The following is a 26,993-nucleotide window of genomic DNA, read 5'->3' on the forward strand; positions in this document are numbered from 1 at the left end:
CAGCCCCAACACAAAAAGAGGACAAACCCTACAACAGGTTCATCCCCATACCTCAACCAAGTATTCGATTATACAAACTCTTCGCCGCCGTCATATCCTTCGTCCCATGCACCAGCGCACGCCCGTCTTTAAATATAACCACCCGCCCATCCTTCATCTCCACAGATAAAAGATACGGGTTTCCCTTCACAGTATAGCCAAGTGACCCAAGCTGTCTAGCCAGCTCATCAAGCTGAATCTCACGCGGCTTTGGCGGACGGACCTGCACCGTATCCCGGCCGCACAATACCGTTGATTTCGTTTGATTTTCTGCTTCCAAAAATGGATACGTCGGACTCACGCCGCATGACAGGCATGACTCATCTTTTGCCTTCCCCACTTTAATGCTCGAATATTGATTTCGCCACAAGTCAAAGCTGACAAAAGCCGGCCGTACCGCATCCCAATCCTCAACCAGGATTTTCAATGCTTCTGCTACTTGATGGGACACCACCATCCCAACAGCAGGTGAAATAACGCCGACGGTATCGCATGTCATGCCTTGAACCGGAATCGTTTTAAGCAGGCAATTCAAGCAAGGTGTTTTCCCCGGCAAAATCGTGAAAGTCATGCCGTAGCTTCCGACAACGGCGCCGTAAATCCAAGGAATCTTAAACTTCTGCGAAATATCATTTATCGCAAGCCTCGTCTCAAAATTATCGGTTGCATCAATGATCAAATCTTTTCCGTCTGCTAACTCAGCCAACTTCTCGGGATTCGCGTCACCAATCACGGCATGTATCACAACATCGGAATTAATCTCACGCAAACGTTTTTCGGCAGCAGCTGCCTTTGGAAGCTTCAACTCCACATCCTGCTCCGTATACAGCTGCTGGCGCTGCAGATTGCTCTCTTCTACATAATCCCGATCAACAATTGTGATCTGCCCGACTCCGGCTCTCGTCAACATTTCCGCACTCCCAGAGCCAAGTGCCCCGGCCCCGATAATCAGCACATGCTTACCATGGATCTTCTCCTGGCCCTCTTTACCGATTGGGGCAAACAATGTCTGCCTGGAATAACGCTCAGACATAAGGATCAACCCCCGCTGACAGGAGGAATAAACGCAATCGTATCGCCTTCCTTGATGACCTCATCATCGCCGGCAAACTCCTCATTCACGGCGGCCATCACAGCATCTAATTTCTGTATTCCATAAGTCCCAGCTAACTCTTTCTTTAATTCAGCAATCGTTTTACCCGCTGCTTCCACTTCCACATTTTCCTGTCCAACCTCATCACGTAAATGAGCAAAAAATAGCACTTTATTCACTTAAATCAGCCTCCTCTGGTTTTCCTGTTGGATAGGCTACTGTCTCCTTTTGGTTTCCAATCCATTCCTGACCGTCTTCCCAATGTTCTTTTTTCCATATTGGAACGATTTCTTTGATTCTTTCAATTGCATAACGGTTGGCTTCATAGGCATCGGCACGATGCGGGGTCGAAACCGCAATTACGACCGCCACATCCGTAATATCGAGCTTCCCTACTCGGTGCGAAATAGCCACTTTGGCGCTAGGCCATTTTTCTTCAATTTCCTGGCCAATCTGCGCAAGCTTCCTGACCGCCATTGATTCATAGGCTTCATATATGAGATAAAGAGTCTTTTTACCATAGGTTAACTCCCGCACTGTTCCAATGAAGGTCGTAATTGCGCCTGCTTCACGCTGTACTACCTTATCAATCACAGCCTGGATGTTAATGGGCTCTTTCGCTATTTCAAAATTCATCTTTTCTACCTCCGCATTAAGTGAAAACTTCTATATAGTGAGGGTCTTACGACAAGGCAAAAGGGCGCAGCGTTCTTAGTCCGCCTGCCCAATACAATTTTAGCTAAAAAGCACAGGATCCGGATGATCCATCACCACATAGCCGCCAATCGCCAGCACGTCCTGTTTGAACTGATCGCTTTGAATAACTTCGATCAGCTTTTTCCCCTGTTCGCTTTCGAAAAATTCCTTCGTCATTAATAAGTCGTAGCTCTCATCGGAAACCGGAACAAAATCAAGCCCCATTGTTTTAGCAGCTGAATAGATACCTAAGCCGACAGCATTCTCATCCACCTTCACCTCTGCAGCCACACTTAGATGGGAGAACATTTCCCGCTGATAGCCAGTGATATTCTCTGATGATAGATCTTCCTCTTTTAACAGCATATCAAACAGGATTCTGGTTCCCGCTCCTTTTTGCCTGTTAACAAAATGAGCTTCTTTTTCGGCAATATCCTTCACCGTTTCGATCCCTAACGGATTTCCCTTCGGTACCAGCCAGCCTTGTTTTCTTTTTAAAAATGGATAAAGCACGACTTCTTGTCCCGCTAAGAAACGCTTAATATAAGGAACATTATATGTGTTTGTTTCTGGATCTAGAAGATGCGTGCCCGCAATATGGGCCTCCCCCTTCTTAATCGCCATAAGACCTGCCATGCTTCCGACATGGGAGGAAATGATTTTCGTGCTAAAATCCTGTTCCTTAAGCCGCGATGACAACAAATCAATCGTTAAATCATGGCTGCCGTTAAACACAATTGCCTGCTTAATTTCCGCCCGCGGCTTTAAGAGTTCAATTTCAACCGTTTCACCCTGCTCATAGCCTAAGGAATGAGCAGGAATTAACAGCATCCCGTCTGCCTTCACTAGTGACATCGTTACGCCAGCCGCACGCGGCAATGGGTTGGCTATATATTCTCCGTTCACATAGCCAATACTCATACGGATAAAATCCTCCGCGCCCATCGTACCGACAATTCGACGCCCCAGCTTTACCGTTAATGTTTCCCGCTTTGGCACCGGAATCTGCAGATAATCACAAATCAACGGCTGGACAAACCATTCAAGGTCTAAATAAGCCGAAACCGGATAACCCGGCAATCCGATCACAATTTTATCCTTAATCCGGCCTAAAATAACCGGCTTTCCGGGTCTAGTTGCCACGCCATGCGTAAAGACCTCGCCAAGCTCTTCGATGATATGAACCGTATAGTCCTCAGAGCCAGCCGATGAACCCGCATTAATGATCACAATATCAGATTCCTCTACCGCATCCAGCAGGGCCTGCTTAATCTCCTCCGGTCGGTCTTTGACAATTGCAGTAAGCGCAGGCTCACCGCCCCATTCGCGGATATAATTAGCCATGACAGTGCCGTTGAACTCAACCAATTTTCCCGGCGGTGTTTCACCGTTTGGAAACACAAGCTCATCACCCGTCGGAATGATGCTGACAACCGGCTTTTTCACGACCGGAACTTCAATTCGCTGCGAAGCCAAGAGAACCCCGATATCTACCGGGCGGATTTTGTGACCCTGTGGAAACAGCATTTCCTCCTGGATGATATCCTCTCCGATTGGACGGATATGCTGCCATGGAGAAGCCGGCTCAATAATTTCAACTGTCTCTTCATCGATTTCGTCCACGTGTTCAATCATGATGACCGCATTATAAGGGGCTGGAATCTCATTGCCTGTGTTTACATAAACAAAGCCTTCACCAAGCTTCAGTTGGACCGGGTTTTGTTCGTGAGCAGAAAAAGTCTCCTCCGCTTTTACGGCAATACCATCCATTGCCGATGCATGATAGTGCGGGTTGGACATTTTCGCAAATACCGGATGGGCTGTAACACGTCCTAATGCTTCCGTACTTGGTATCGTTTCTGTTACCCGCTCGGAAGTGAAACTTTTCAGCAGTTCGTATAAAGCCTCCTGCCGCGGTGTATCCTGCAAATAGATTTTTCGTTCATATTTCTTCATATGTATCACCTCACCCAAATAGTCTTACTGAAACGAGATCACCTTTTAACACGCCTTCGCTGCGTGATGGAATTTCAATCAAACCTTCACTTTTGACAAGAGTAGAGATCAAGCTTGATTTTCCGATGATTGGTTCTGCATACCATTGATTTTCTTTATAGATGAGGCGTGCCCGGATATAATCGCTGCGTCCCGGAGTGGACGGCAGGTTTTTCGTCACAATCGCCCTTGCCAGATTCTTTTCTTCTCTCACCCAGCCCTGCAGCTTATGTAAAATGGCTTTTCCGAACAAGTGGAAAATCACAATCGCCGATGCCGGATGCCCTGGCAGACCGATGATCGGTTTATCGTTTGCCGAAGCAAGAATAGTCGGTTTCCCCGGCTTAATGGAAACACCATGGACAAACACACCAGGCTCCCCAAGTGAATCAATAACTTCAACCGAATAATCCTTTGTTCCGACCGAGCTGCCTCCTGATAAAATCAAGCAGTCAACCTTCTCGAGCATTTCCCTCGCCTGTCTTTCCAGTTCCTCACGGCTGTCCTGAATAATCCCGCCGTAAATAAACTCACAGCCCCACTCGGAAACAAGGGAGCCAATCGTAATGCCATTCATATCACGAACCTGTCCAATCGCTAGTTCCTTTGTTTCAATCGGTACAATTTCATCACCGGTAGAAAGATAACCGATCACTGGCTTGCGGTAAACGGTAACCTCTGTAATTCCCTGTGAAGCCAAAGCGCCTAATTCCTGAGAACGCAGCTTCATGCCTGCGGTTAACAGCTGCTCGCCTTCTTTTAAATCTTCACCGATGGAAATCACATTTTCACCCGGTGCGACCTGGCGATACAGATTCAAAAGCCCGCTTAAATCCTCACAATGCTCGATCATGATCACGGCGTCGCTGTCTTCCGGAAGCATACCGCCGGTTGGCACATAAATAGCTTCACCGTCGGCTAAAGCTTTTTCCGGCTGTTCGCCCATTTTCACTTCACCGGCAACCGTTAAAAATCCCGGCATACTTTCAGAGGAGCCGAACGTATCCTTTGCCTTTACCGCATAGCCGTCAACAGAGGATCGGCGGAAAGCCGGCACGTTTTCTTTGACCGTGATATCCTCGGCCAATATGTAATTAAGCGCTTCATATAGCGGATTTGTTTCTTTTTCCGTTAAAGGTTTAATCATTTCCTCAATAAGAGAAAAGGTTTCCTCAACTGTTTTTACTTGAAAAAATTTCATTTAACTCTCACTACCTATCTTTTTCGACATAGTAAACGCCTTCTCATATTCATTACGGTCATTCATATTAAAAAAGTAAATCTCTTCATCCGGAAGACGGAGTGATTTTAATACATCATTCTTTACTATTTTAACATGAATACTATGTAAAAAGTGTCTAATACGCAGCTGGTTATCCTCGAGTGATTTTGTTACTGCATCCTTTACGTCTTTCCGGTAAGCCGCAAATAAAGGATGCAGCCGGCCGGAAATCTCCGGCACCGCTGCTTGATAGTCCACTAAACAGGATAATAAGTAGTTTCCTAACTCAACAGAGATAAATGGCATATCACAGGCTGTGATCAGATTATGCTCTGTTTTTGAAGCTGACAGACCGGCCTCAATCCCGGCAAGGGGCCCCATGCCCTTGTAGTGATCTTCTGTCATAGGCAGGTGCAGGAATTCATAGTCGGCAGGTGTATTGGTGACAATGAGAAGCTCATCCGCCACCTTTTCCAAACTTTCCACGATCCCTTCAATTACGGTTTTCCCATTCAGCTCTAGCAGGGCCTTATTTGTTCCCATTCTGCTTGACTGTCCCCCTGCCAGTATGATTGCCGTCGTCTTCACTTCTGTTCACCTCTTAATGCTGTTTGTCTTCCGATAATCCGTAGCCTTTTTCCTGTGCAATATAATCCAAATGAATCGTTTTTAAATCGAGGATTTCCGGAGCTGGAACCTCAAGCAGCTTTCTCGTATCAATTACTTTAGTATACCCTTTACATGATTTACATGCATAAATTTCCGCACGCTCATCTTCCTCTAGCTTTAACACCATCACTTCACCCTGCGCATCTGAGCCGCAATGGGCGCAGGCAATTTTCTTCTGCTCCCATGTTGAATGACAGCGCGGGCAGATCAGTTCTTTTTTTCCATTTTTGTTGATTAGTGCCATACGGGCCGGTTCACCGCAGCAAGGACAACCTCCTGTATGACCCTGCTTTGGAAGTTCATCCTGAAGCTCAATGCTTGCTTTGTGTAAATAAGGACGGACTGCATGTTCAGCAGCAAAAACCGGCAGCCACTCAGGCACACTGTTTTTCTCAGCCCAGTCGGCAAAATAATACGTATTAACAATCACTGCTTCCTGAAACCATTTTGCCAATGTTTCACCGTCTAACTTCGCTTCGATTTTTACTAAATCCTCGCCTAACTCTGGTTTATTTTCCTTTACCGCTTTAAAAAGGTCCTGTAGAAAGGAATGATAATCTTTTTCATTAAACTGCAAATCAACTTGCGGTAGAAGCGGAAACTGCTTCCCATCTATTTTCTCTTTTATCACAACCGTTTGTTGTGATAAAGCTCTCACCCATTGTTCATATAAGGCTGAAATCTCCTCTTGCAGCTTCATGTATACCGGACTGATTATTTCTGTTTTCATCTATATTTGCACCTCGTGTTATTTTTTAGGAAGAACAAAAGAGGCTGACTCATTAAGCTGTCTGACTCCCACACGTTGAATATATCTAGAGCCTTTAGATAGCATTGAATCCTAGATATTGTATTGTGTGGGGTCTGACTTACTTCCTGCCTCGAGTCAGCCTCTCTTTCTTTATAAAATTACTTCATTTTCTTTTCTAAGTTAACTAGATCCCTTTTTATGGCTAACTCCAGCGCCTAGGAGCTCGAGGTCTTAAGCCAAGCAGCTGATGGGAAGAAAGGTCACTTCCCCTCAGCTGCTCGGCTTAAGCTTGTCGCTCCTGGGCAAGGAGCTTCCGTTTTTCTTATTATGCACCTTTAGGATGATTATCTTTATTTTCTGCCTCTAGTTTCTTTTCTTCTTCTACGACATCATCATACCAATTTGTGTGGTGATGCTTCGCATAGTCTTCGGAAACCCAGCCTGTTGTCATTCCTTCTAATGATGCTTTAGATGAAGGGTTGGCACTGGATAAATAGATGTGCCCAACTACCACCATCAGGGATAAACCTAATGCGATATTATGCATTGGATAGGACCAATCAATGACCCATCCAGGGAAATACCCTGGAAACCACATGACGATTCCTGAAGCAACGAACATAAAGAAAGTTGCAATCTGCATTAAAGAATTTAATTTCTCACCGCCGCTGATGAAATCCTGTGGCGGGTTTTTCGTTTTAAAACCAAACATATCAAATGGGAAGTTCATTAAATATTTAATATCATGTTTGCCCCATTTAAAGGCACTTTTTAACCATAAAGCCATGCTCTTTCTGTCGAAAATAAGCATGTAGATTGGCATGATGATAAAGATCACGGCAGCCACTCGATGGATGATACGTGCCGTTGCCGGTCCGCCAAATAATACATACAGCCAATCAAAAAACTCAGTGTACATCGCTAACCCAGATAAATAGAGGGTAAAGTAGGCTAATGCATAACCCCAGTGAAAGATTTGAAAGTGAATGGTAAAGCGTTTAACCTTGCCGTCCTTTATTTTTCTTTTTTCCTTGTTCTTCATTAGATTTATAATTTGCATCAAATTATCCTTCATGGTGGTCTTCACCTTCCTTTCCTCTATTCTTCAGTTTCAATGCACCCTGTACCGCTAAGGCACTAAGAACACCAAAGGTTGTGGCACCGACTGCCAGCTTTCCTATTGGCTGTGCCCAATCCTTCCAGATAACCTGTGACAGCTTTGCCTGCGGGTCCTCTGGAAGTCCGTATACTGATGGCTTTTCCGCTAACAGATAAACGGTTGTCGTTCCATCAATTCCTTGCGGGTTATAAATATTTGCATTTGGATAACGTTCTTTTACTTTTGCTAAACGATTTTTAGCATCGCGAAGCACATCTTCTTTTCTGCCAAATACGAGACAGTCTGTATGGCAGGCTGTGACACAGGCTGGCTGAAGACCGTTTTCCAGACGGCCTGTACAAAGATCACATTTCTGGGCTAAGCGGTATTCCTTGCCCTTCTTGTCCTTGTATGCAGCCAGCTGGATGACATCAAAGTAACAGCCCTGTACACAATAGCCGCAGCCGACACATTTATCATGGTCAATCACAACTGAGCCAAACTTCGTCGTGCTGATAGCATTTTCAGGACATGCCTTCTCACAGCCTGCAATATTACAGTGCAGGCAGGCCGCGTGACGGAACAGCCAGTCAAAGCTGCCGTCACTTCTTTCATGCTCCTCATAGGTAATGACATTCCATGTATTTGCTGTTAGTCCTGCATGCGACTGAATGCTTCCATGAAATTCCTCCGGCTCAGCAGGGAGGTCATTCCAGTTTTTACAGGCAACCATACAAGCCCGGCAGCCATCACATTTTGTTACGTCAACGAACTTTACATAATCGGTCATTACTTCGCCCTCCTTACATCGCAAAGGAACGCTTTATATTCAGGAATAAATGAGTTGGCATCCCCGATATGTGGAGTGATCCGGTTTGCAGAAGCACCTGTTGCAATTCCTTTATAACCAAATTGCCATGGCATACCGATATGGTGAACCGTTTTTCCTTTTAATTTATATGGCTTAAATCGCTTTGTAACCATTGCATAGGCTTCAATTTCACCACGAGCGGAAGAAACCAGCACTTTATCTTTATTTTTAATGTCCTTTTCCTTCGCCAATTCCTCACTAATTTCAATAAACATATGCGGAACAAGCTCTGCAAGCCAAGGGACATTACGGGTCATGGAACCTGATTGCCAATGCTCAGATACACGATAGGTTGTAGCAATAATTGGGAATTTCTCAAACTCACCTTTTGTCTCTAATTTCTTTTCACCAAATTGAACAGCTGGGTTGAATTGGGTTTTAGATATTTGGTTTTCTAATGGGTATTCCCATGGCTCATAGTGTTCGGGGAATGGGCCTTCATTCATTTTCGCTGAGAATAAATCCCCCTTACCTGTCTCCTGCATGATAAAAGGATCAATAAATGTTGGATCATCCGGACCTTTTGTAACAGCAAAGTCTGGTACGTCGTAGCCGGTCCATTTTCCTTGCAAGGCATCCCATTGAATGCCGACACGATGTGAATTCCATGCCTTACCATTTAGGTCCGCACTTGCACGATTATAAAGAATCCGTCTATTCATTGGCCATGCATACGACCAATTTAAGAAGTTACTCATCCCTTCATTTCGATTATCACGGCGTTTTGACAGGTTTCCTGAATCAGGATAGAAACCGCAGTAAATCCAGTTACCACAGGCAGTAGAACCGTCATCCTTTAAGTTTCCGAAACCATTAATCTGTTGTTTCGTCGTTGTATCATAGCCGTTAATTTCACGGCAAACTAAATCAATATCCGGGTGGTGTCCAGGTCCATAATTCCAAGTTAAAGCCTGAAGCGGAGCATCGGCCGGTTTCGTACTGTTTGCATATGCCTCTTTCAAACGAAGGGCAAGTTCATGTGTAATTTCCAAGTCTGCCTTTGAATGTCCCTTAGGCGGAAGCGCCTGCCAGCGATACTGCATCCAGCGGCCTGAGTTTGTAACGGAACCTTCTTTTTCAAAGGAAGAGCAGGCAGGAAGGAAAAATACTTCTGTTTGGATGGATGCTGGGTCAGAACCTGCTTCTTTTTGCCAAAATGCAGATGTTTCTGTTTCCATCAAGTCAATCGCTACCATCCATTTTAGGTTTCCTAATGATTTTTGTGATTGACCGGAGTTTGGTCCGCCCACAACTGGGTTTGAGCCATATAAGATTAAGCCTTCAAGCTCCTTGTTGAACATGGCGTCAAATAATCTTAAATAAGAATAGTTTTTGCCAGAAGCAATCTTTGGCATAAAGTGATAACCAAATTCGTTTTCCGCCGTTGCATTTTCTCCATAAAAGGATTTCAACATGCTTGTGTAAAACTTTGGATTGTTTGTTTTATAACCGGACTTTGGCGTAATGCGATCCAGGAACGCTTGGTATGTTGTGTCATTTGATGTTGGTACGTCCATATATCCTGGAACATTGTGATAAAGGAGACCAAAGTCTGTTGAACCTTGAACATTTGATTCACCGCGCAGTGCATTCACACCGCCGCCGGAAATACCGATATTACCAAGTAATAATTGAAGAATGGCATAGATACGAATGTTTTGCGAACCAACTGTATGCTGTGTTCCACCCATTGCATAAAGGATGGTACCAGCTTTACCTACTTCACCTGAAGCACCATAAATTTCACAAACCTTTAAATACGTATCTTTATCTGTACCTGTAATTCCAACAACAGTGTCCACATCATAGCGTGAATAATGCTGTTTTAACAGTTGGAATACACATCGTGGATCCTGTAAAGTTGGATCTTTTAAGGCATTTCCTTCTTCATCCAATTTATAAGCCCATTTTGTCTTATCATATTTTCTTGTTTTTTCATCGTAACCGCTGAACATTCCATCTCCAAATGAGTAGCTGTCATCAACAATCAAGGCAGCATTTGTATAGTTTGCAACGTATTCTTGAGGATAAAGATTGTTCTCAAGGATATAGTTAATCATCCCCCCAACAAACGGAATATCTGAACCTGAACGAAGTTGTCCATAGATATCTGACATTTGCGCTGTTCTTGTATAACGCGGGTCAATGGTAATTAATTTTGCCCCGTTTTGCTGTGCTTTTGAGATCCATCTAAAGCTAATTGGATGGTTCTCTGCTGGGTTTGAACCTAGAACTAATAAAACGTCTGCATATTGAAGGTCGTTCCAATGATTTGTCATCGCTCCACGACCGAACGAAGGTGCCAGACCGGCAACCGTTGAACTGTGTCATATTCGGGCCTGGTGCTCAATAAAGGATAAGCCTAAACCAGCACGGAATAATTTATGATTTAAATGGCATTCCTCATTATCAAGAGCTGCTCCGCCAAGATATGCGATATTGTCTAAACGATTAACAACCACACCGTTTTCTTGGTGAATCATGCCTTTGTCACGTGTCTCTTTGATATTTTTAACAATTTTCTCGTACGCAAATTCCCAGTCTACTTCTTGCCATTTATCGCTTCCTGGTGCACGATACAATGGTGTTGTTACCCGCTTTTCAGTAGTATATAACTGGCGAATGGTTGTCCCTTTACTGCATAAGGTACCCTCATTGATTGGATGATCCGGGTCACCTTCTGTGTAAAAAACATCATTTTCACTTGCATAAACAAGTATCCCGCAGCCAACGGAACAATAAGGACAAATCGTTGGCGTTGGTGTTAATTGGGCAGTTTTAAACTTGCCTGATGCTGCTTTTGCGCGGTTTTCATCAAAACCAAGCTCTACAACTGCCAATGTTGCTGCCATGGCACCAGATATTTTCAGAAACTGCCTTCTGGTTACTTCCATGTTTCTTTTCCCCCTAACTTGATGTAGCTCTTTAGTAGTTTTCAATAACCCTTTATGATTTGCGACTAACCATCAGTGGAAAACTAATGAAGTATTCTTTATGGTAGAACCCTTAGATTAGGTTGAGTTCCCGCTTGTTCTGTAACATCATCAATGACCCTGCCTGTTGATGTATAGACGATAGCCATTTTTCCTCGTAAATATCCTACCAGCTCAATATTTAAATACCTTGCCAGTTGGACCGCCTGCTTTGTTGCTGCCGTTCTTGAACCAATTATCGAAAAACCAAATTTAGCTGCCTTTGAAAGCATTTCATAGGAAACCCTTCCCGTTGTCAGCAGGATTAAATTCTTTGGATTTAAGCCCTGTCTTACAGCGTGGCCGATGACTTTGTCCACCGCATTATGACGGCCAATATCCTCCCTAACCGTCATTTCTCCCGCTTCATTGACAATACAGGCACCATGCATGCCGCCTGTTTCTAAATATAAAGGTGAGTTTTTCGCGAACTCTGCCCGCCTTTTTAGTAAATCACTCAGCCTATATGATTTTTTGCTTTTCACCTTAGTGAAGGTTTTGACATCTGTCATTGAAAAGAAGGTAACCCCTCTTCCACAGCCGGCCGTATAATGCTTTTTCTTCGAAAGCATTTTTTCAGCATCGATATCATTCCCTAAGACAACACGAATGGCCCCAAAGTCGGGTTCGACTTTAAGCGACACTATATCATTCTTATGTTCAATCAGCCCCTCAGAAAACAAGTAGCCATAGGCCCAGTCCTCTAAATCCTGATGAGTCAATTGAAACACTGCCACCTCATATCCATTCACGACAAGTGTAATGGGATATTCCTCTGGACAACTCTTTTTGTGCATATCCTTCACCTCTTTCATTTTTAAAAATGAAATGGTCAGCCTAGCTAACAGTATTTTTATGAACAAAGCACTGCTATTAAGGGTTCCTTTAGTTTCGGAGATTCAATATGAAACTGTATTGTTACAGTATGAAAATGCCTTACTAGAATCCCATACCACTATCGTAATCCCAATTTTCTGCCCGGACAGTAACATTTATCACCGAAAAAAAGGTAAATGTGACTTTCATGTGAACATCACATCGTTTAACTGAAGAAACCTCACAGATAATACAGAAGATAAAAGGCGTGGAAATGATTGTCCAAGGCCATTTTATTGTTATAATGAAATAGGTAAAATTCTTCGCTGGAGGAAATCAGATAAATAGTGGCGATTTGTCGAAAATATGATTGAGTAGCACTGGTCGTTTAGAAACAAAAGAATTAGCAAAACAATAGCATGTTATAGGTGTCTTGATTCCTCAAGCAGTGGGGCTTGACACCTTTCTTGCGCAAATCTTTTGTAAGCCTTTTCGGAATGATTTGATAATAAAGGAGCGAGTATCATGGCAGAAACATTCAAGGCATTAATCGTTGATAAAAAAGAAGAGGATTTTCGTGTATCGATTGAAGAGCTAACGTTACAGGACTTGCCTGAAGCTGACGTACTCATCAAAGTGGCCTATTCCAGCATTAACTATAAAGATGGATTAGCATCAACGCCAGATGGGAAAATTGTCCGCTCCTATCCATTTGTACCTGGGATTGATTTAGCAGGTACAGTGGTTTCATCGTCTGACCCCCGCTTTAAAGAGGGAGATGAAGTAATTGCGACAAGCTATGAGATCGGTGTTTCTCATTTTGGCGGCTATAGCGAATATGCCCGCATTCCAGGCGACTGGATCGTCCCGCTTCCAGACGGGCTGACAATGAAGGAGGCAATGGTTTATGGAACAGCCGGTTTGACTGCAGCCCTTTCTATCCAAAGGCTTGAGGATAACGGCGTAACCCCTGATAAAGGAAAGGTCCTTGTCACAGGTGCAACCGGCGGCGTTGGCAGCTTAGCCGTTTCGATGCTTGCTAAGCTTGGCTATGAGGTTGTTGCCAGCACTGGCAAGGAATCCGAGCATGAATTCCTACGCGAGCTAGGCGCTTCTGAAATTATTTCTCGTGAAGATGTACATAACGGTAAAATTAAAGCATTAGATAAGCAGCTGTGGGCAGGTGCTGTTGACCCTGTCGGCGGTGAAACATTGGCTGCTATTTTAAGTAAGATCACGTATGGCGGCTCTGCAGCTGTCAGTGGATTAACCGGGGGCGGACCGGTTCCAACATCCGTCTTTCCGTTTATTCTCCGCGGCGTGAACCTTCTGGGTATTGACTCTGTATACTGCCCAATGGAAATCCGGAAAAAAGTCTGGAATCGTATGGCAGCTGAATTAAAACCCGATAATCTCTTACATTCCATTCAAAAGGAAATTACGCTTGAAGAGCTTCCAGAGAATTTACCTATTCTGTTAAAAGCGCAGGCACGTGGACGTATTTTGGTTAAAATTTCGTAGTCAATTTAGAGAGAAGGTCCTTCATCTGGGTGATGAGGGACTTTTTCCCTCCCGCACCATGTTACAAATTCAAGCGAAATTTTCGCTTTTCGAACACTTTTTTAGTAAGATAAAAATATCATTTTTTCATGAACCATTAGGAAAAGGAAAGGAGGCTGAAAAGATGGAACCGGTTATTGCAGAAACTGTCCAAAAAGAAATTGACAGGTTTGCCAACCAGGATGTGTACCTTCATCTTGAAACGACCGCTGGTGCTTATGCCTCACATTTTAACGAGAAAGTTTTCTCTTCTGGAGCTTATATTCGCAATGCACTCGTTCAATATGAAAGAGGGAAAATTGCAGGAACTGGCCCTTCTTACCGGGTTGGCTTAAAAATGCAGATTGGCTGGATTTATGCTGAGGGTATTACGCATTTTGAAGTGGATTCAGCTGGAAGATTGCTATTAGCAGGCCATGACTATCAAGGAAAACTAGCCGTCTGCCTTGAAATAAGTCCAAAACCTTTTGAATAAATAACTGCAAACCATATAGCCGTAATCGCGCACGACTGATGTAAACAACCTGAACGGAGCTAAAAAACAATAGTAAGGAGCAAGATTGAATGGATAAAATGGAAAAAGAACAGCATATCTTAGTTGTTCTTCCCCACCCTGACGACGAAGCATTCGGCGCATCTGGAACCATTGCCGCTCATGTTGCAAACGGGACCCCTGTCACCTATGCTTGTTTAACACTCGGTGAAATGGGCCGAAATCTGGGAGATCCGCCATTTGCTACTCGAGAGTCATTGCCGTTAATCCGGAAAAAAGAATTGCAGAATGCTGCCAATGTACTAGGAATTAAGGATTTAAGAATGCTTGGCTACCGCGACAAAACCGTTGAATTTGAAGACGAGGAAAAGCTGATTCATGACATCAAATCCATCATTGAAGAGGTACACCCAACGCTGGTTATCAGCTTTTATCCGGGCTATGCCGTTCACCCTGATCACGATGCAACTGGTGCCGCTGTTGTCCAAACTCTTGAACGAATACCGGAAAACAAACGGCCGAAGCTGCATTGCCTTGCCTTTTCCCATGGCTGTGAAGAGGAAATTGGACAGGCTGATATCGTATATGATGTGAGCAAGGTGGCAGAGACGAAAATGGATGCGATTTTATCACACGCCTCACAAGCTCAATTAATGGTAGCAAATATGAAGGAAAGATATAAACAAGGGGACCTCGAAGTATTAGCTAGAATTAATACAGAGCGCTTCTGGACCTATAAATTTTAATCAAAAAGGGGTCGTCTCATGAGACAACCCCTTTTTTTATATAAATATAGTTTACATAGGCTTTTCTGAAAAAGTAAATCAGCTTTCAAAGCCCAATCGCAAATGCTGCTTCAATTGTTTAATTTCCGGTTTAATCGGTGCCAATGTAATCGATGATAAAAAATTTACTGAGCTTTCAATCGCCAGTTTATCATGCTGTTTTCCTACTAATGTCTCGAGTCGATCCAAGATTTCAAAGCTTTTCATGATCTTACTATTACGGACAGGCATTTTCTCAAGTTTCACTCTAATCGTATTTAACAATTTGCCTACTGCTTCTGTTTCATTTTTTTTCATCATGGACCGTTCTCCTTCCCAAATCATGAAAGTTAATGGTGATTTTGAAAAAATATTAATGATAATTTACATTATACAAGGTGGCATCATAATTTTCTAATTAAAAGTCTCCGTGTGTACAAATTACCACTGCTGTCTTTTTACTTCCTTTTCAGCCAATGAAAAAACACTGTTATGATTATTAAAAATAGCAGATATCCCAATGAAGTATAAAGATGCTTCCAATCATCACCATGCTGAAAAAGACCAAGTACCTCAGCGAATTTTTCAAAAACGGCCATCAATAGGCTTACTAAAAGAATCACCGTTATTCTCCCCCATTTAGTTAAACGAGAAAGAAAATATAATAATAGTATGATAGAAACCGGCAATCCTACTATTGTAAAGCCAATATTGATCGTAAAAATCTCCGGCAGTGGACGTTTGGGGAACTCATACAATCCTTTTCCGACAAAATAAAGATCCAAATAGGTTCCGATTAAAGAGGCAAAAATCCCAGTGACTATGTAATCCTTTTTAGAACTTGATTGCCTTTTTGGCAAGGGCAGCAATTTCAAGCCGTTCAAGTGTTTTACAATACTCATCCTTTATCTCCCCATCTATCATATCAATATCATCCTCCAAATAACTTGCTGCCCGAACATCATGAAACCAATCGCCGGGTTCGGCCTCAGGCTGGCTGACATTCTTCCAGGCATTTTCAAGCTTTGGACTGTAAAATCTGCTTGCCCCTTTTCTCAGCTTACAGCCCTTTAGGCGAAGGGGGTATGCAAGTCCAGGGGCTCCCTCCTTCACATAATGAAAAAGCTGCGGCCAATAATCTTTTCTGGAGCCTGTATGTGGATGACTTCTCGCCCAGTCCAGCGCTTGTCTATGAAAATCCTTATTTTTAAAAAGAACCGCATACAGCCTTTTCCCTAATAAAATCCTTTCATGAAGGGATTCAAATTGGTGGAGTGTCTGACCTTTAAGGCCTCTGTTCTCATATGGAAAAAGAATATGGTTAAAGGAGAGCACATCCTGAAGAAAGAATTCAAACTTCCGCAGCACTTCCTTTTGATAGACAGGATGCTGAACCACCCTTTTTTCCAAATAGCTTTGTTCATTTATAACAAGAGCAATGCAGTGAATATACCGGTCTTTGTTTTCCCAAAAGTGGTTCCAAACCGTTTCCATAAAAGTTGAGACGTGTAAATGAGGGAGCAAGTAAAACAGCCGTTTGCCTCTCCTCAGACCTTCCTGATAAAGAAGAAATTGCGGATACACATCCTGAAAAATCAGCCAATTGCCCCGCTCTAAGAAGGAAAAAAGCGACGTTCTCTCTTTCTTTGAAAGGAGCCTTGTCAAGAGCTCCCCCTGCAAATCGGTCATATTGTACCCGCCATTTCTTGAGACCATATGACCTAAGAAAGCCCATTCAATTTCCGGGAAACGCAGATAAAAGTCAAGATAGGCCTTCGTTCTTGTGATGTTATTAAGATTATGCCTTTCGGTTTCCTTCTTTATCTCTTCAAGCAGGATTTGCTCCTTTAACGATAATGGCTTTAGATCTGCTTTCGTGCCATTGCTTTTTTGCTTCAATTCATCCCGTATCCTCTCGAGCGGCGTTTTCTCACGATGTCTCCAAAAAAACATAGCAGATCCCCCCATGATGAATGGTTCTTGCACATTAGGAATATGTATAACCTAAGAAAGTAATCTCTGTACTAAAAACTGTAAAGCCGCTTGTGAAAGGAGTGAACAGCTTGGTGGATACAAAAGCAAGTATAGAATGGATTATTGAGACCCTTCGAAAAGACCAATCTTCTGACGGCTCCTGGAATTACCCATTTGAAACAGGAATTTCAACTGATGCCTATATGATCATTTTATTACGGGCATTAAAAATAAATGATGAAGAATTAATCCAAGGGCTTTGCAAAAGGATTTTGAGCAAACAGGAAAAAAACGGGGCTTGGAAGCTTTTTTATGACGAAGGTGACGGAAATATTACAGCGACCGTTGAGTCCTACTACGCCTTACTTATTTCCGGATATTATACAAAAGACGACAGGAACTTAAGAGCAGCCAAACGATTTATTTTAGCCCATGGCGGTCTAAAAAAGGTTAGTATGTTCACAAAAGTTATGCTGGCCCTCACCGGGCAATATAAATGGCCGTCCCACTCCCCGCTGCCAATTGAAGTGATGTTGTTGCCGAACTTCTTTCCAATCAATTTCTATTCCTTCTCATACTTCGGGAGAGCGAATCTAACACCAATCATGATTCTCGCTGCAAAGAAGTTTTCCATACAGTTGAAAAATGCCCCTGACTTGAGTGATCTGAAGCAAAACCGGGATGATGACGAGGAATGGGCTTATTCAAGAGAATGGCGCTCCTTGCTCTTCCTCATTGGGGAGGGCAGAAAAAGATTAGTTGGTATTCCAGGGGAACTACGGAATATGGCCATCGACAGGGCCAAACATTATATGCTGGGCCGGATTGAACCGGACGGGACGTTTCTCAGCTATTTTAGCAGTACCTTTCTCATGATTTTTGCTTTGCTGTCACTCGGCTATAAAAAAACAGATCCTGTTATTATGAAGGCCATTGACGGATTAAAGTCCATGAAATCTGAAATAAACGGAGAGCCCCATATGCAATATACCACTGCCACTGTTTGGAACTCATCCTTGATCAGCTATGCCCTGCAGTCAGCAGGAATTTCACCGGATGATCCGATGATAAAAACGGCAAACGGTTATCTGTTAAGCCGTCAGCACCAGAAATATGGGGACTGGGTCATTCATAATCCGAACAGCCAGCCAGGGGGATGGGGGTTCTCAAATATAAACACACTCCATCCCGATGTTGATGATACCACCGCTTCACTGCGGTCTATTGTAAAAATTGCCCGTACAGAAAAGGATTCTTGGGAGCGGGGTATCCGCTGGGCATTATCGATGCAGAATGACGATGGCGGCTGGCCTGCCTTTGAAAGGAATGCCGATTCAAGACTGCTAAAACTTCTCCCGCTAGAAAAAGGCGAGTTTTTACTGCATGACCCATCTTGCGCTGACCTAACCGGCAGGACACTGGAGTTCTTAGGGAATTATACTAATCTTCCCAAACACCATCCAATCATTAAAAGGGCTATCGGATGGCTTTGGAAAGACCAAAGGAGTGACGGCTCGTGGTACGGGCGCTGGGGAATTTGCTATACGTATGGAACATGGGCAGCCATTACAGGATTACTTGCCGTCGGTGTGCCTAGCAACGATCCCCATATCCAAAAGGCATCAGCTTGGTTAATCTCGATTCAAAATCCTGACGGCGGCTGGGGAGAATCGTGTCACAGTGACATAAAAAGAAAATATATTCCGCTTCAGTCCAGTACACTGACACATACGTCCTGGGCATTGGATGCCTTGATTGCCATTTCCGACAAACCAACAAAAGCAATCGAAAAGGGAATTGCGTATTTAGTAAAATCACTGAAAAATAATGATTGGACAACAGATTACCCAAAAGGCCAGGGAATGGCCGGCGCCTTCTATATTCACTACCACAGCTACCGCTATATTTTTCCTTTGATTGCACTGTCACATTATCAAAAAAGGTACGGATAAACCGCAGTGCGGCGGGAAATTCTGTCACCGCCGCAGATCTATTTAAACAAATATTTGCTTCCTTCCCGCACACTTAATGGAGCCAATGTATGGCTTTCTATAAACCCTCTGACTGATTCCGGATTGGTTTTCGAGTATTCACGAAGAGACCAGCCAATCGCCTTTTGGATAAAAAACTCCTTGCTGTCAGAACTTCCTTCGATATAACGGTATAACAGTTCTTCATCTGTTTTTTCTTTATACTTCAACTGAAACAATATGGCCGTTCTTCTCAACCATAGATGCTCTCCATATGCCCAGTCCTCAATCGTTTCCGAGATGACCTCCGGATTTTTTTTCGCAATTGTTCCAATCGGCTTCTGGGCCAGCATATCAACCGTATCCCACCACGATTTTGTTGTGATTAGCTTTTCAAATAACGGAAGATCCTCCTTAATAAGCTTCGTTAAAGACCTGCTAATATAATCGATTGCAGCATATTGATATTCTCTTTCCGACTGCTCCCATAGTTCAAGCACAAATTCATGTTGGAAATCCTGTTTTAATATTCCGCTTTGCTGATAAAATAGTTTCGTCAGTCTAGTTCTTTCAGGCGTTTTGATTCCAAGAAAAGGAAATAAATCCTTCATGTATTTTTTCATCGGCCCTGCATTTTGCTCATTGCGATTATTTTCAAAGTGAAACTTAAGTGCAGCCATCATCTCATTCAAACGTGTACACCTCTTCAGTTCGTGCTATAACTATTATGGACTTATTTAGAAATTTTTAGCAATAAGGTTGGCATGTACCTTTTGAATCCTATTATTTTTGTATAAGATAATGGTCTACTAAGGAAGTATATTTCCGGTTAGGGGGAAGTTGTTTTAAATAAGTGTTTATTAGAACATACCTCCTGATTGGCTACCGAATTTCCCTTTTTTCTTTCATTTTGGGCGCCTATGTTCCTTATAGCTACAAACATTGTACGTCTTTTTCGATGTTTTACTAAACAACAAAAAGAGTATCCAATTATGGATACTCTTTTACTTTGCTTGGCGGCGTCCTACTCTCACAGGGGCAAGGCCCCAACTACCATCGGCGCTGAGAAGCTTAACTTCCGTGTTCGGGATGGGAACGGGTGTGACCTTCTCGCTATTGTCACCAAACCTGTATAACATTCTTTCAAAACTAAATAGAAGTATAATAAGAAGTAAAATATCCTTAATATTTAGGTTAAGTCCTCGACCGATTAGTATTTGTCAGCTCCACGTGTCACCACGCTTCCACCCCAAACCTATCAACCTGATCATCTTTCAGGGGTCTTACTAGCTTGACGCTATGGGAAATCTCATCTCGAGGGGGCTTCATGCTTAGATGCTTTCAGCACTTATCCCTTCCGCACATAGCTACCCAGCGATGCTCTTGGCAGAACAACTGGTACACCAGCGGTGCGTCCATCCCGGTCCTCTCGTACTAAGGACAGCTCCTCTCAAATTTCCTACGCCCACGACGGATAGGGACCGAACTGTCTCACGACGTTCTGAACCCAGCTCGCGTACCGCTTTAATGGGCGAACAGCCCAACCCTTGGGACCGACTACAGCCCCAGGATGCGATGAGCCGACATCGAGGTGCCAAACCTCCCCGTCGATGTGGACTCTTGGGGGAGATAAGCCTGTTATCCCCGGGGTAGCTTTTATCCGTTGAGCGATGGCCCTTCCATGCGGAACCACCGGATCACTAAGCCCGACTTTCGTCCCTGCTCGACTTGTAGGTCTCGCAGTCAAGCTCCCTTGTGCCTTTACACTCTACGAATGATTTCCAACCATTCTGAGGGAACCTTTGGGCGCCTCCGTTACTTTTTAGGAGGCGACCGCCCCAGTCAAACTGCCCACCTGACACTGTCTCCCACCCCGATCAGGGGTGCGGGTTAGAATGTCAATACAGCCAGGGTAGTATCCCACCGACGCCTCCACCGAAGCTGGCGCTCCGGCTTCTCAGGCTCCTACCTATCCTGTACAAGCTGTACCAAAATTCAATATCAGGCTACAGTAAAGCTCCACGGGGTCTTTCCGTCCTGTCGCGGGTAACCTGCATCTTCACAGGTACTATAATTTCACCGAGTCTCTCGTTGAGACAGTGCCCAGATCGTTACGCCTTTCGTGCGGGTCGGAACTTACCCGACAAGGAATTTCGCTACCTTAGGACCGTTATAGTTACGGCCGCCGTTTACTGGGGCTTCAATTCAAAGCTTCGCTTACGCTAACCTCTCCTCTTAACCTTCCAGCACCGGGCAGGCGTCAGCCCCTATACTTCGCCTTGCGGCTTCGCAGAGACCTGTGTTTTTGCTAAACAGTCGCCTGGGCCTATTCACTGCGGCTTTTCAGGGCTATTCACCCTAAAAAGCACCCCTTCTCCCGAAGTTACGGGGTCATTTTGCCGAGTTCCTTAACGAGAGTTCTCTCGCTCACCTTAGGATTCTCTCCTCGCCTACCTGTGTCGGTTTGCGGTACGGGCACCTAATCCTCACTAGAGGCTTTTCTTGGCAGTGTGGAATCAGGAACTTCGGTACTATATTTCCCTCGCCATCACAGCTCAGCCTTCACGCCAACGGGATTTTCCTCGCTGGCAGCCTAACTGCTTGGACGCGCTAATCCAGCAGCGCGCTTACCCTATCCTCCTGCGTCCCCCCATCGTTCAAACGGATTTTGGTGGTACAGGAATATCAACCTGTTGTCCATCGCCTACGCTTTTCAGCCTCGGCTTAGGTCCCGACTAACCCTGAGCGGACGAGCCTTCCTCAGGAAACCTTAGGCATTCGGTGGATGGGATTCTCACCCATCTTTCGCTACTCATACCGGCATTCTCACTTCTAAGCGCTCCACCAGTCCTTCCGATCTGGCTTCAACGCCCTTAGAACGCTCTCCTACCGCGGACATCGTAAGATGTCCACCCACAGCTTCGGTGATACGTTTAGCCCCGGTACATTTTCGGCGCGGAGTCACTCGACCAGTGAGCTATTACGCACTCTTTAAATGGTGGCTGCTTCTAAGCCAACATCCTGGTTGTCTAAGCAACTCCACATCCTTTTCCACTTAACGTATACTTTGGGACCTTAGCTGGTGGTCTGGGCTGTTTCCCTTTTGACTACGGATCTTATCACTCGCAGTCTGACTCCCATGGATAAATCTTTGGCATTCGGAGTTTGTCTGAATTCGGTAACCCGATGGGGGCCCCTAGTCCAAACAGTGCTCTACCTCCAAGATTCTTACAACATGAGGCTAGCCCTAAAGCTATTTCGGAGAGAACCAGCTATCTCCAAGTTCGATTGGAATTTCTCCGCTACCCACACCTCATCCCCGCACTTTTCAACGTGCGTGGGTTCGGTCCTCCATCCAGTGTTACCTGGACTTCAACCTGGACATGGGTAGATCACCTGGTTTCGGGTCTACGACCACATACTAAACGCCCTATTCAGACTCGCTTTCGCTGCGGCTCCGTCTATTCAACTTAACCTTGCATGTAATCGTAACTCGCCGGTTCATTCTACAAAAGGCACGCCATTACCCGTAAAAGGGCTTTGACTACTTGTAGGCACACGGTTTCAGGATCTCTTTCACTCCCCTTCCGGGGTGCTTTTCACCTTTCCCTCACGGTACTGGTTCACTATCGGTCACTAGGGAGTATTTAGCCTTGGGAGATGGTCCTCCCTGCTTCCGACGGGATTTCACGTGTCCCGCCGTACTCAGGATCCACTCAGGAGGGAACGAAGTTTCAACTACAGGGTTTTTACCTTCTATGACCGGCCTTTCCAGACCTGTTCGCCTACCCCGTTCCTTTGTAACTCCATGTAGAGTGTCCTACAACCCCAAGAGGCAAGCCTCTTGGTTTGGGCTGTTCCCGTTTCGCTCGCCGCTACTCAGGGAATCGCGTTTGCTTTCTCTTCCTCCGGGTACTTAGATGTTTCAGTTCCCCGGGTCTGCCTTCAATACCCTATGGATTCAGGTAAAGATAACATCCCATTACGGATGCTGGGTTTCCCCATTCGGAAATCTCCGGATCAAAGCTTACTTACAGCTCCCCGAAGCATATCGGTGTTAGTCCCGTCCTTCATCGGCTCCTAGTGCCAAGGCATTCACCGTGCGCCCTTTCTAACTTAACCATGTTAGAAAAATTCTTACTAAATTAATGGTGATATTTTAGGTCTTCTTATTTCTTCTATTTAGTTTTCAAAGAACGTGTTTTTTAAGAGAATAAATTCTCTCAAAACTAAACAAGTATCTAAACGTCAACTGTTGAACCTTCAGATAAACCGAAGGCTTTCCGTTATATCCTTAGAAAGGAGGTGATCCAGCCGCACCTTCCGATACGGCTACCTTGTTACGACTTCACCCCAATCATCTGTCCCACCTTAGGCGGCTGGCTCCTTACGGTTACCCCACCGACTTCGGGTGTTACAAACTCTCGTGGTGTGACGGGCGGTGTGTACAAGACCCGGGAACGTATTCACCGCGGCATGCTGATCCGCGATTACTAGCGATTCCAGCTTCATGCAGGCGAGTTGCAGCCTGCAATCCGAACTGAGAATGGTTTTATGGGATTCGCTCGACTTCACAGTTTTGCAGCCCTTTGTACCATCCATTGTAGCACGTGTGTAGCCCAGGTCATAAGGGGCATGATGATTTGACGTCATCCCCACCTTCCTCCGGTTTGTCACCGGCAGTCACCTTAGAGTGCCCAACTAAATGCTGGCAACTAAGATCAAGGGTTGCGCTCGTTGCGGGACTTAACCCAACATCTCACGACACGAGCTGACGACAACCATGCACCACCTGTCACTCTGTCCCCCGAAGGGGAACGTCCTATCTCTAGGATTGTCAGAGGATGTCAAGACCTGGTAAGGTTCTTCGCGTTGCTTCGAATTAAACCACATGCTCCACCGCTTGTGCGGGTCCCCGTCAATTCCTTTGAGTTTCAGCCTTGCGGCCGTACTCCCCAGGCGGAGTGCTTAATGCGTTTGCTGCAGCACTAAAGGGCGGAAACCCTCTAACACTTAGCACTCATCGTTTACGGCGTGGACTACCAGGGTATCTAATCCTGTTTGCTCCCCACGCTTTCGCGCCTCAGCGTCAGTTACAGACCAAAGAGTCGCCTTCGCCACTGGTGTTCCTCCACATCTCTACGCATTTCACCGCTACACGTGGAATTCCACTCTTCTCTTCTGCACTCAAGTCCCCCAGTTTCCAATGACCCTCCACGGTTGAGCCGTGGGCTTTCACATCAGACTTAAGGAACCGCCTGCGCGCGCTTTACGCCCAATAATTCCGGACAACGCTTGCCACCTACGTATTACCGCGGCTGCTGGCACGTAGTTAGCCGTGGCTTTCTGGTTAGGTACCGTCAAGGTACGAGCAGTTACTCTCGTACTTGTTCTTCCCTAACAACAGAGTTTTACGATCCGAAAACCTTCATCACTCACGCGGCGTTGCTCCGTCAGACTTTCGTCCATTGCGGAAGATTCCCTACTGCTGCCTCCCGTAGGAGTCTGGGCCGTGTCTCAGTCCCAGTGTGGCCGATCACCCTCTCAGGTCGGCTACGCATCGTCGCCTTGGTGAGCCGTTACCTCACCAACTAGCTAATGCGCCGCGGGCCCATCTGTAAGTGACAGCCGAAGCCGCCTTTCAGCTTTCCTACATGAGTAGAAAAGAATTATCCGGTATTAGCTCCGGTTTCCCGAAGTTATCCCAGTCTTACAGGCAGGTTGCCCACGTGTTACTCACCCGTCCGCCGCTAACTTTTGGGAGCAAGCTCCCGCAAGTTCGCTCGACTTGCATGTATTAGGCACGCCGCCAGCGTTCGTCCTGAGCCAGGATCAAACTCTCCAATAAGATTGTTTGACTTGCTCATAAGTTTTGCTGCCATAAGGCAGCTAGAATTAACGTTGACGTTTAGAATTTGTTTAGTTTTCAAAGAACTTATTAACAATATCGCAACAGCGACATTTAATAATGTACCACAATGTCAGTTATTAAGTCAACACTCATTTTAACTTTTTTATTATTAAAAAGTAGATAACCTAAAAACCAAGCAATTAAAACTTTCTTTCCAACTGTTTAGTGGATAGATTTTATACTTTAACACCTACTTTAGGACAAGTCAATCCTTTTATTCCTTAAACAGGCTATAGCTTTTCAAAAGAAGAAAGCACCTATTCCATGATGCCTTCTTCTACCTTACCTGAAAGTTCCTCATGCTAGTTATTCTAAATCAGCCTGCTCTTGAATTTCACTTAGAATCTTTTCCTTTTGTTCGCCAACAACATCGAAATCCATTGTTGCAATATAAATTGCTTCCAGCTCATCCCGTAATGTTTTAGCATCAGCTAGATAACCAATAGCTTTCTTCATATTTGTTTTATATTTGGATTCTACTTCCTTAATCTGATCAGCAAAAATTTCATCTGTACCAGGGGCAATAATCGACTCATACATATCAATGATTTCGTCGCTATCCCGGCTTGGGAAATACTCGTGTGGAGCTGTACTATCAAAAATGGCGATCCCCAGTTCCCTAATAATCACCATATCAAGGCTGTTTGGGTCAAAGCCGCAATGGTAGATTTCTAGATCAAACCCTCGTTCTTCTCCTTCAGATGCCAGCTTTTTCAGCATGGTTGACTTACCGGAGCCCGGTCTGCCTTTGATAAAATAACGTTTATTAATATCAGCAGTCAGATTCGGAACAAAATCAACCGCTCCTTTTGGTGTGGCGGCACCAAGGAAGCGATGGCGGACCTCCGATTGTTTATTTAATGTCATATTCCCATAAAAGGTGCTAATTATTTTGTTTGTCAGCTCATTTGCTTTAGCAAAATCCATGTTTTCGATATATATTTTTTCCCAATCATCATGGACTCGAAGTGCTTCGGCAAATGTTTGATAGGCATCCTGAAATGCCTGACTAACCTGTTTAGACAATTCTTGAATCGCTTGTTTCTTTTTGGCTAATTCTTTTGCATCCCAGGCCTCACCAAGATTCACATATTCCTCCACCGCTCCCGGCAGCTTAGGTTCAATGACATGTGGGGCTGTACCATCTACAATTCCTACCCTTAATGATGGGATGATGACACCGTCAATTGAATCAGGGTCAGATGAACAATGTAAGTATTCTATACTGTAGTCCTTTTCAGACAAATACTCTCCTATTTCCTTCATCAATGTGGATTTACCAGTCCCAGGCCCGCCTTTTAAAATATAAACTCTCTCTAAACCTTCTAAGTTAGAGTCAAATAAGCTATAAAATCCACGGGCAGTGTTGCCGCCTGCGAAATACCGGATGATTTTGCCTGCCATAGACATTTCCTCCCTGTTATCAAGACTTCTAAGCCACTTTTATAACTCGAATCTGTTTTCTTTTGTTTTCTACTTCTCTTTACAATATGCAGAACATGATAAATGGGTGAAAGCCTATGCTAGCTCTATTTTTCACAGAAAAAAAAGGACCCTTTGAAAAAGGATCTTTATCATTTATATTCTTCTATTCTATTTGATGCCGTAAGTCCGCTTACGCTTTAATCACTTCTGCAAAGGTTCCGTTTGTAACATGAATAAGATCTTGCGGTTTGATTTCAATTTGCATGCCGATTTTTCCGCCGCTTACAACCATTAGCTCCAAGCCTTCCGCACATTTTTCTATAAAAGTTGGGTATTGCTTTTTCATACCTACTGGTGAACAACCGCCGCGGATATAGCCTGTTAGCTTTTGAATATCTTTAACCGCAATCATGTCAATCTTTTTTTCCTTCGCTGCCTTTGCCGCCTTTTTAAGGTCCAGCTCCTTTTCAACAGGAATAACAAAAACATAAATCCCCTTACTTGTTCCTTGTGTTACCAGTGTTTTATATACTTCCTTTGGATCTCTATTTACTTTTTGCGCAACAGAAACACCGTCTATTTTTCCATCTTCGGTTTCATATATCTTCATTCCATAGCTGATCTTTTTTGCATCCAAAATCCGCATCGCATTTGTCTTTATCTGCGCCATATT

Annotated in this window: 21 protein-coding genes and 3 rRNA genes; 4 read left to right on the forward strand and 20 right to left on the reverse strand. The window is 44.4% G+C overall.

Features of this window, described 5'->3' with window-relative positions; all coding sequences use genetic code 11:
- Positions 1 to 52: 52 nt before the first annotated feature.
- The 11 genes from R4Z09_RS30220 to fdhD form a co-directional block, all read right to left on the reverse strand.
- Positions 53 to 1,072 carry a thiazole biosynthesis adenylyltransferase ThiF gene (locus R4Z09_RS30220; protein WP_338450302.1) on the reverse strand — a complete coding sequence of 340 codons (1,020 nt, stop codon included), beginning with the start codon at positions 1,070 to 1,072 and terminating at the stop codon, positions 53 to 55.
- 5 nt (positions 1,073 to 1,077) lie between these two features.
- On the reverse strand, positions 1,078 to 1,311 hold the full coding sequence (gene moaD / locus R4Z09_RS30225; protein ID WP_338450303.1) for a molybdopterin converting factor subunit 1: 234 nt from the start codon (positions 1,309 to 1,311) through the stop codon (positions 1,078 to 1,080).
- Positions 1,304 to 1,768 (reverse strand): molybdenum cofactor biosynthesis protein MoaE, encoded by a 465-nt coding sequence (locus R4Z09_RS30230; protein ID WP_338450304.1) that lies wholly within the window; start codon positions 1,766 to 1,768, stop codon positions 1,304 to 1,306. The genes moaD and R4Z09_RS30230 overlap by 8 nt, the downstream gene beginning before the upstream one ends.
- 99 nt (positions 1,769 to 1,867) lie before the next feature.
- Complete coding sequence (locus R4Z09_RS30235; protein ID WP_338450305.1) at positions 1,868 to 3,784, reverse strand: molybdopterin biosynthesis protein; 1,917 nt, start codon at positions 3,782 to 3,784, stop codon at positions 1,868 to 1,870.
- A gap of 10 nt (positions 3,785 to 3,794) precedes the next feature.
- Positions 3,795 to 5,024, reverse strand: coding sequence for a gephyrin-like molybdotransferase Glp (gene glp / locus R4Z09_RS30240; protein WP_338450306.1), 1,230 nt, complete (start codon positions 5,022 to 5,024; stop codon positions 3,795 to 3,797).
- Positions 5,025 to 5,633 (reverse strand): molybdenum cofactor guanylyltransferase, encoded by a 609-nt coding sequence (gene mobA / locus R4Z09_RS30245; RefSeq protein WP_338450307.1) that lies wholly within the window; start codon positions 5,631 to 5,633, stop codon positions 5,025 to 5,027.
- 13 nt (positions 5,634 to 5,646) lie between these two features.
- The gene (locus R4Z09_RS30250; RefSeq protein ID WP_338450308.1) at positions 5,647 to 6,444 is read right to left on the reverse strand and encodes a formate dehydrogenase accessory protein FdhE; all 798 of its coding nucleotides are present in this window, start codon (positions 6,442 to 6,444) and stop codon (positions 5,647 to 5,649) included.
- Between the two features lie 346 nt (positions 6,445 to 6,790).
- Positions 6,791 to 7,540 (reverse strand): formate dehydrogenase subunit gamma, encoded by a 750-nt coding sequence (locus R4Z09_RS30255; RefSeq protein WP_338450309.1) that lies wholly within the window; start codon positions 7,538 to 7,540, stop codon positions 6,791 to 6,793.
- Positions 7,530 to 8,354 carry a 4Fe-4S dicluster domain-containing protein gene (locus tag R4Z09_RS30260; protein ID WP_338450310.1) on the reverse strand — a complete coding sequence of 275 codons (825 nt, stop codon included), beginning with the start codon at positions 8,352 to 8,354 and terminating at the stop codon, positions 7,530 to 7,532. Before R4Z09_RS30260 ends, R4Z09_RS30255 begins: the two co-directional genes overlap by 11 nt.
- Positions 8,354 to 11,329, reverse strand: a complete 2,976-nt coding sequence (fdnG, locus tag R4Z09_RS30265; protein ID WP_338450311.1) for a formate dehydrogenase-N subunit alpha — start codon at positions 11,327 to 11,329, stop codon at positions 8,354 to 8,356. The genes R4Z09_RS30260 and fdnG overlap by 1 nt, the downstream gene beginning before the upstream one ends.
- Positions 11,330 to 11,427: 98 nt before the next feature.
- Positions 11,428 to 12,204 carry a formate dehydrogenase accessory sulfurtransferase FdhD gene (gene fdhD, locus R4Z09_RS30270; protein WP_338450312.1) on the reverse strand — a complete coding sequence of 259 codons (777 nt, stop codon included), beginning with the start codon at positions 12,202 to 12,204 and terminating at the stop codon, positions 11,428 to 11,430.
- A 544-nt stretch (positions 12,205 to 12,748) separates the two neighbouring features.
- On the opposite strand from fdhD, the gene R4Z09_RS30275 reads away from it, so the two are divergent.
- The 3 genes from R4Z09_RS30275 to bshB2 all read left to right on the forward strand — a co-directional run bounded on the left by R4Z09_RS30275 (position 12,749) and on the right by bshB2 (position 15,022).
- Positions 12,749 to 13,744: an acryloyl-CoA reductase gene (locus R4Z09_RS30275; RefSeq protein WP_338450313.1), complete on the forward strand. Its 996-nt coding sequence runs from the start codon at positions 12,749 to 12,751 to the stop codon at positions 13,742 to 13,744.
- A 163-nt stretch (positions 13,745 to 13,907) separates the two neighbouring features.
- Positions 13,908 to 14,258: a YojF family protein gene (locus tag R4Z09_RS30280; RefSeq protein ID WP_338450314.1), complete on the forward strand. Its 351-nt coding sequence runs from the start codon at positions 13,908 to 13,910 to the stop codon at positions 14,256 to 14,258.
- Positions 14,259 to 14,356: 98 nt separating this feature from the next.
- On the forward strand, positions 14,357 to 15,022 hold the full coding sequence (gene bshB2, locus R4Z09_RS30285; RefSeq protein ID WP_338453405.1) for a bacillithiol biosynthesis deacetylase BshB2: 666 nt from the start codon (positions 14,357 to 14,359) through the stop codon (positions 15,020 to 15,022).
- Between the two features lie 78 nt (positions 15,023 to 15,100).
- Here bshB2 and R4Z09_RS30290 read toward each other — a convergent pair whose 3' ends face one another.
- From R4Z09_RS30290 to R4Z09_RS30300, 3 genes are all read right to left on the reverse strand, one after another.
- The gene (locus tag R4Z09_RS30290) at positions 15,101 to 15,361 is read right to left on the reverse strand and encodes a hypothetical protein (RefSeq protein ID WP_338450315.1); all 261 of its coding nucleotides are present in this window, start codon (positions 15,359 to 15,361) and stop codon (positions 15,101 to 15,103) included.
- 137 nt (positions 15,362 to 15,498) lie between these two features.
- Positions 15,499 to 15,942: a CBO0543 family protein gene (locus R4Z09_RS30295; protein ID WP_338450316.1), complete on the reverse strand. Its 444-nt coding sequence runs from the start codon at positions 15,940 to 15,942 to the stop codon at positions 15,499 to 15,501.
- On the reverse strand, positions 15,875 to 16,993 hold the full coding sequence (locus tag R4Z09_RS30300; protein ID WP_338450317.1) for a DUF2515 domain-containing protein: 1,119 nt from the start codon (positions 16,991 to 16,993) through the stop codon (positions 15,875 to 15,877). The genes R4Z09_RS30295 and R4Z09_RS30300 overlap by 68 nt, the downstream gene beginning before the upstream one ends.
- 101 nt (positions 16,994 to 17,094) lie before the next feature.
- On the opposite strand from R4Z09_RS30300, the gene shc reads away from it, so the two are divergent.
- Positions 17,095 to 18,966 carry a squalene--hopene cyclase gene (gene shc / locus R4Z09_RS30305; RefSeq protein ID WP_422392234.1) on the forward strand — a complete coding sequence of 624 codons (1,872 nt, stop codon included), beginning with the start codon at positions 17,095 to 17,097 and terminating at the stop codon, positions 18,964 to 18,966.
- A gap of 38 nt (positions 18,967 to 19,004) precedes the next feature.
- On the opposite strand, the gene R4Z09_RS30310 is transcribed toward shc, so the two are convergent.
- The 6 genes from R4Z09_RS30310 to ybaK all read right to left on the reverse strand — a co-directional run bounded on the left by R4Z09_RS30310 (position 19,005) and on the right by ybaK (position 26,990).
- Complete coding sequence (locus R4Z09_RS30310) at positions 19,005 to 19,667, reverse strand: DNA alkylation repair protein (protein ID WP_338453406.1); 663 nt, start codon at positions 19,665 to 19,667, stop codon at positions 19,005 to 19,007.
- 328 nt (positions 19,668 to 19,995) lie between these two features.
- Positions 19,996 to 20,111 (reverse strand): 5S ribosomal RNA (gene rrf, locus R4Z09_RS30315).
- Positions 20,112 to 20,174: 63 nt separating this feature from the next.
- Positions 20,175 to 23,106, reverse strand: a 23S ribosomal RNA gene (locus R4Z09_RS30320).
- 176 nt (positions 23,107 to 23,282) lie between these two features.
- Positions 23,283 to 24,832, reverse strand: a 16S ribosomal RNA gene (locus tag R4Z09_RS30325).
- The 16S, 23S and 5S rRNA genes sit together here, the layout of an rRNA operon.
- 369 nt (positions 24,833 to 25,201) lie before the next feature.
- Positions 25,202 to 26,299, reverse strand: a complete 1,098-nt coding sequence (locus R4Z09_RS30330; RefSeq protein ID WP_338450319.1) for a PRK06851 family protein — start codon at positions 26,297 to 26,299, stop codon at positions 25,202 to 25,204.
- Positions 26,300 to 26,510: 211 nt separating this feature from the next.
- Positions 26,511 to 26,990 (reverse strand): Cys-tRNA(Pro) deacylase, encoded by a 480-nt coding sequence (ybaK, locus tag R4Z09_RS30335; protein WP_338450320.1) that lies wholly within the window; start codon positions 26,988 to 26,990, stop codon positions 26,511 to 26,513.
- Positions 26,991 to 26,993 lie beyond the last annotated feature (3 nt).

Source organism: Niallia oryzisoli (assembly GCF_036670025.1).
GTDB lineage: Bacteria > Bacillota > Bacilli > Bacillales > Cytobacillaceae > Bacillus_BD > Bacillus_BD oryzisoli.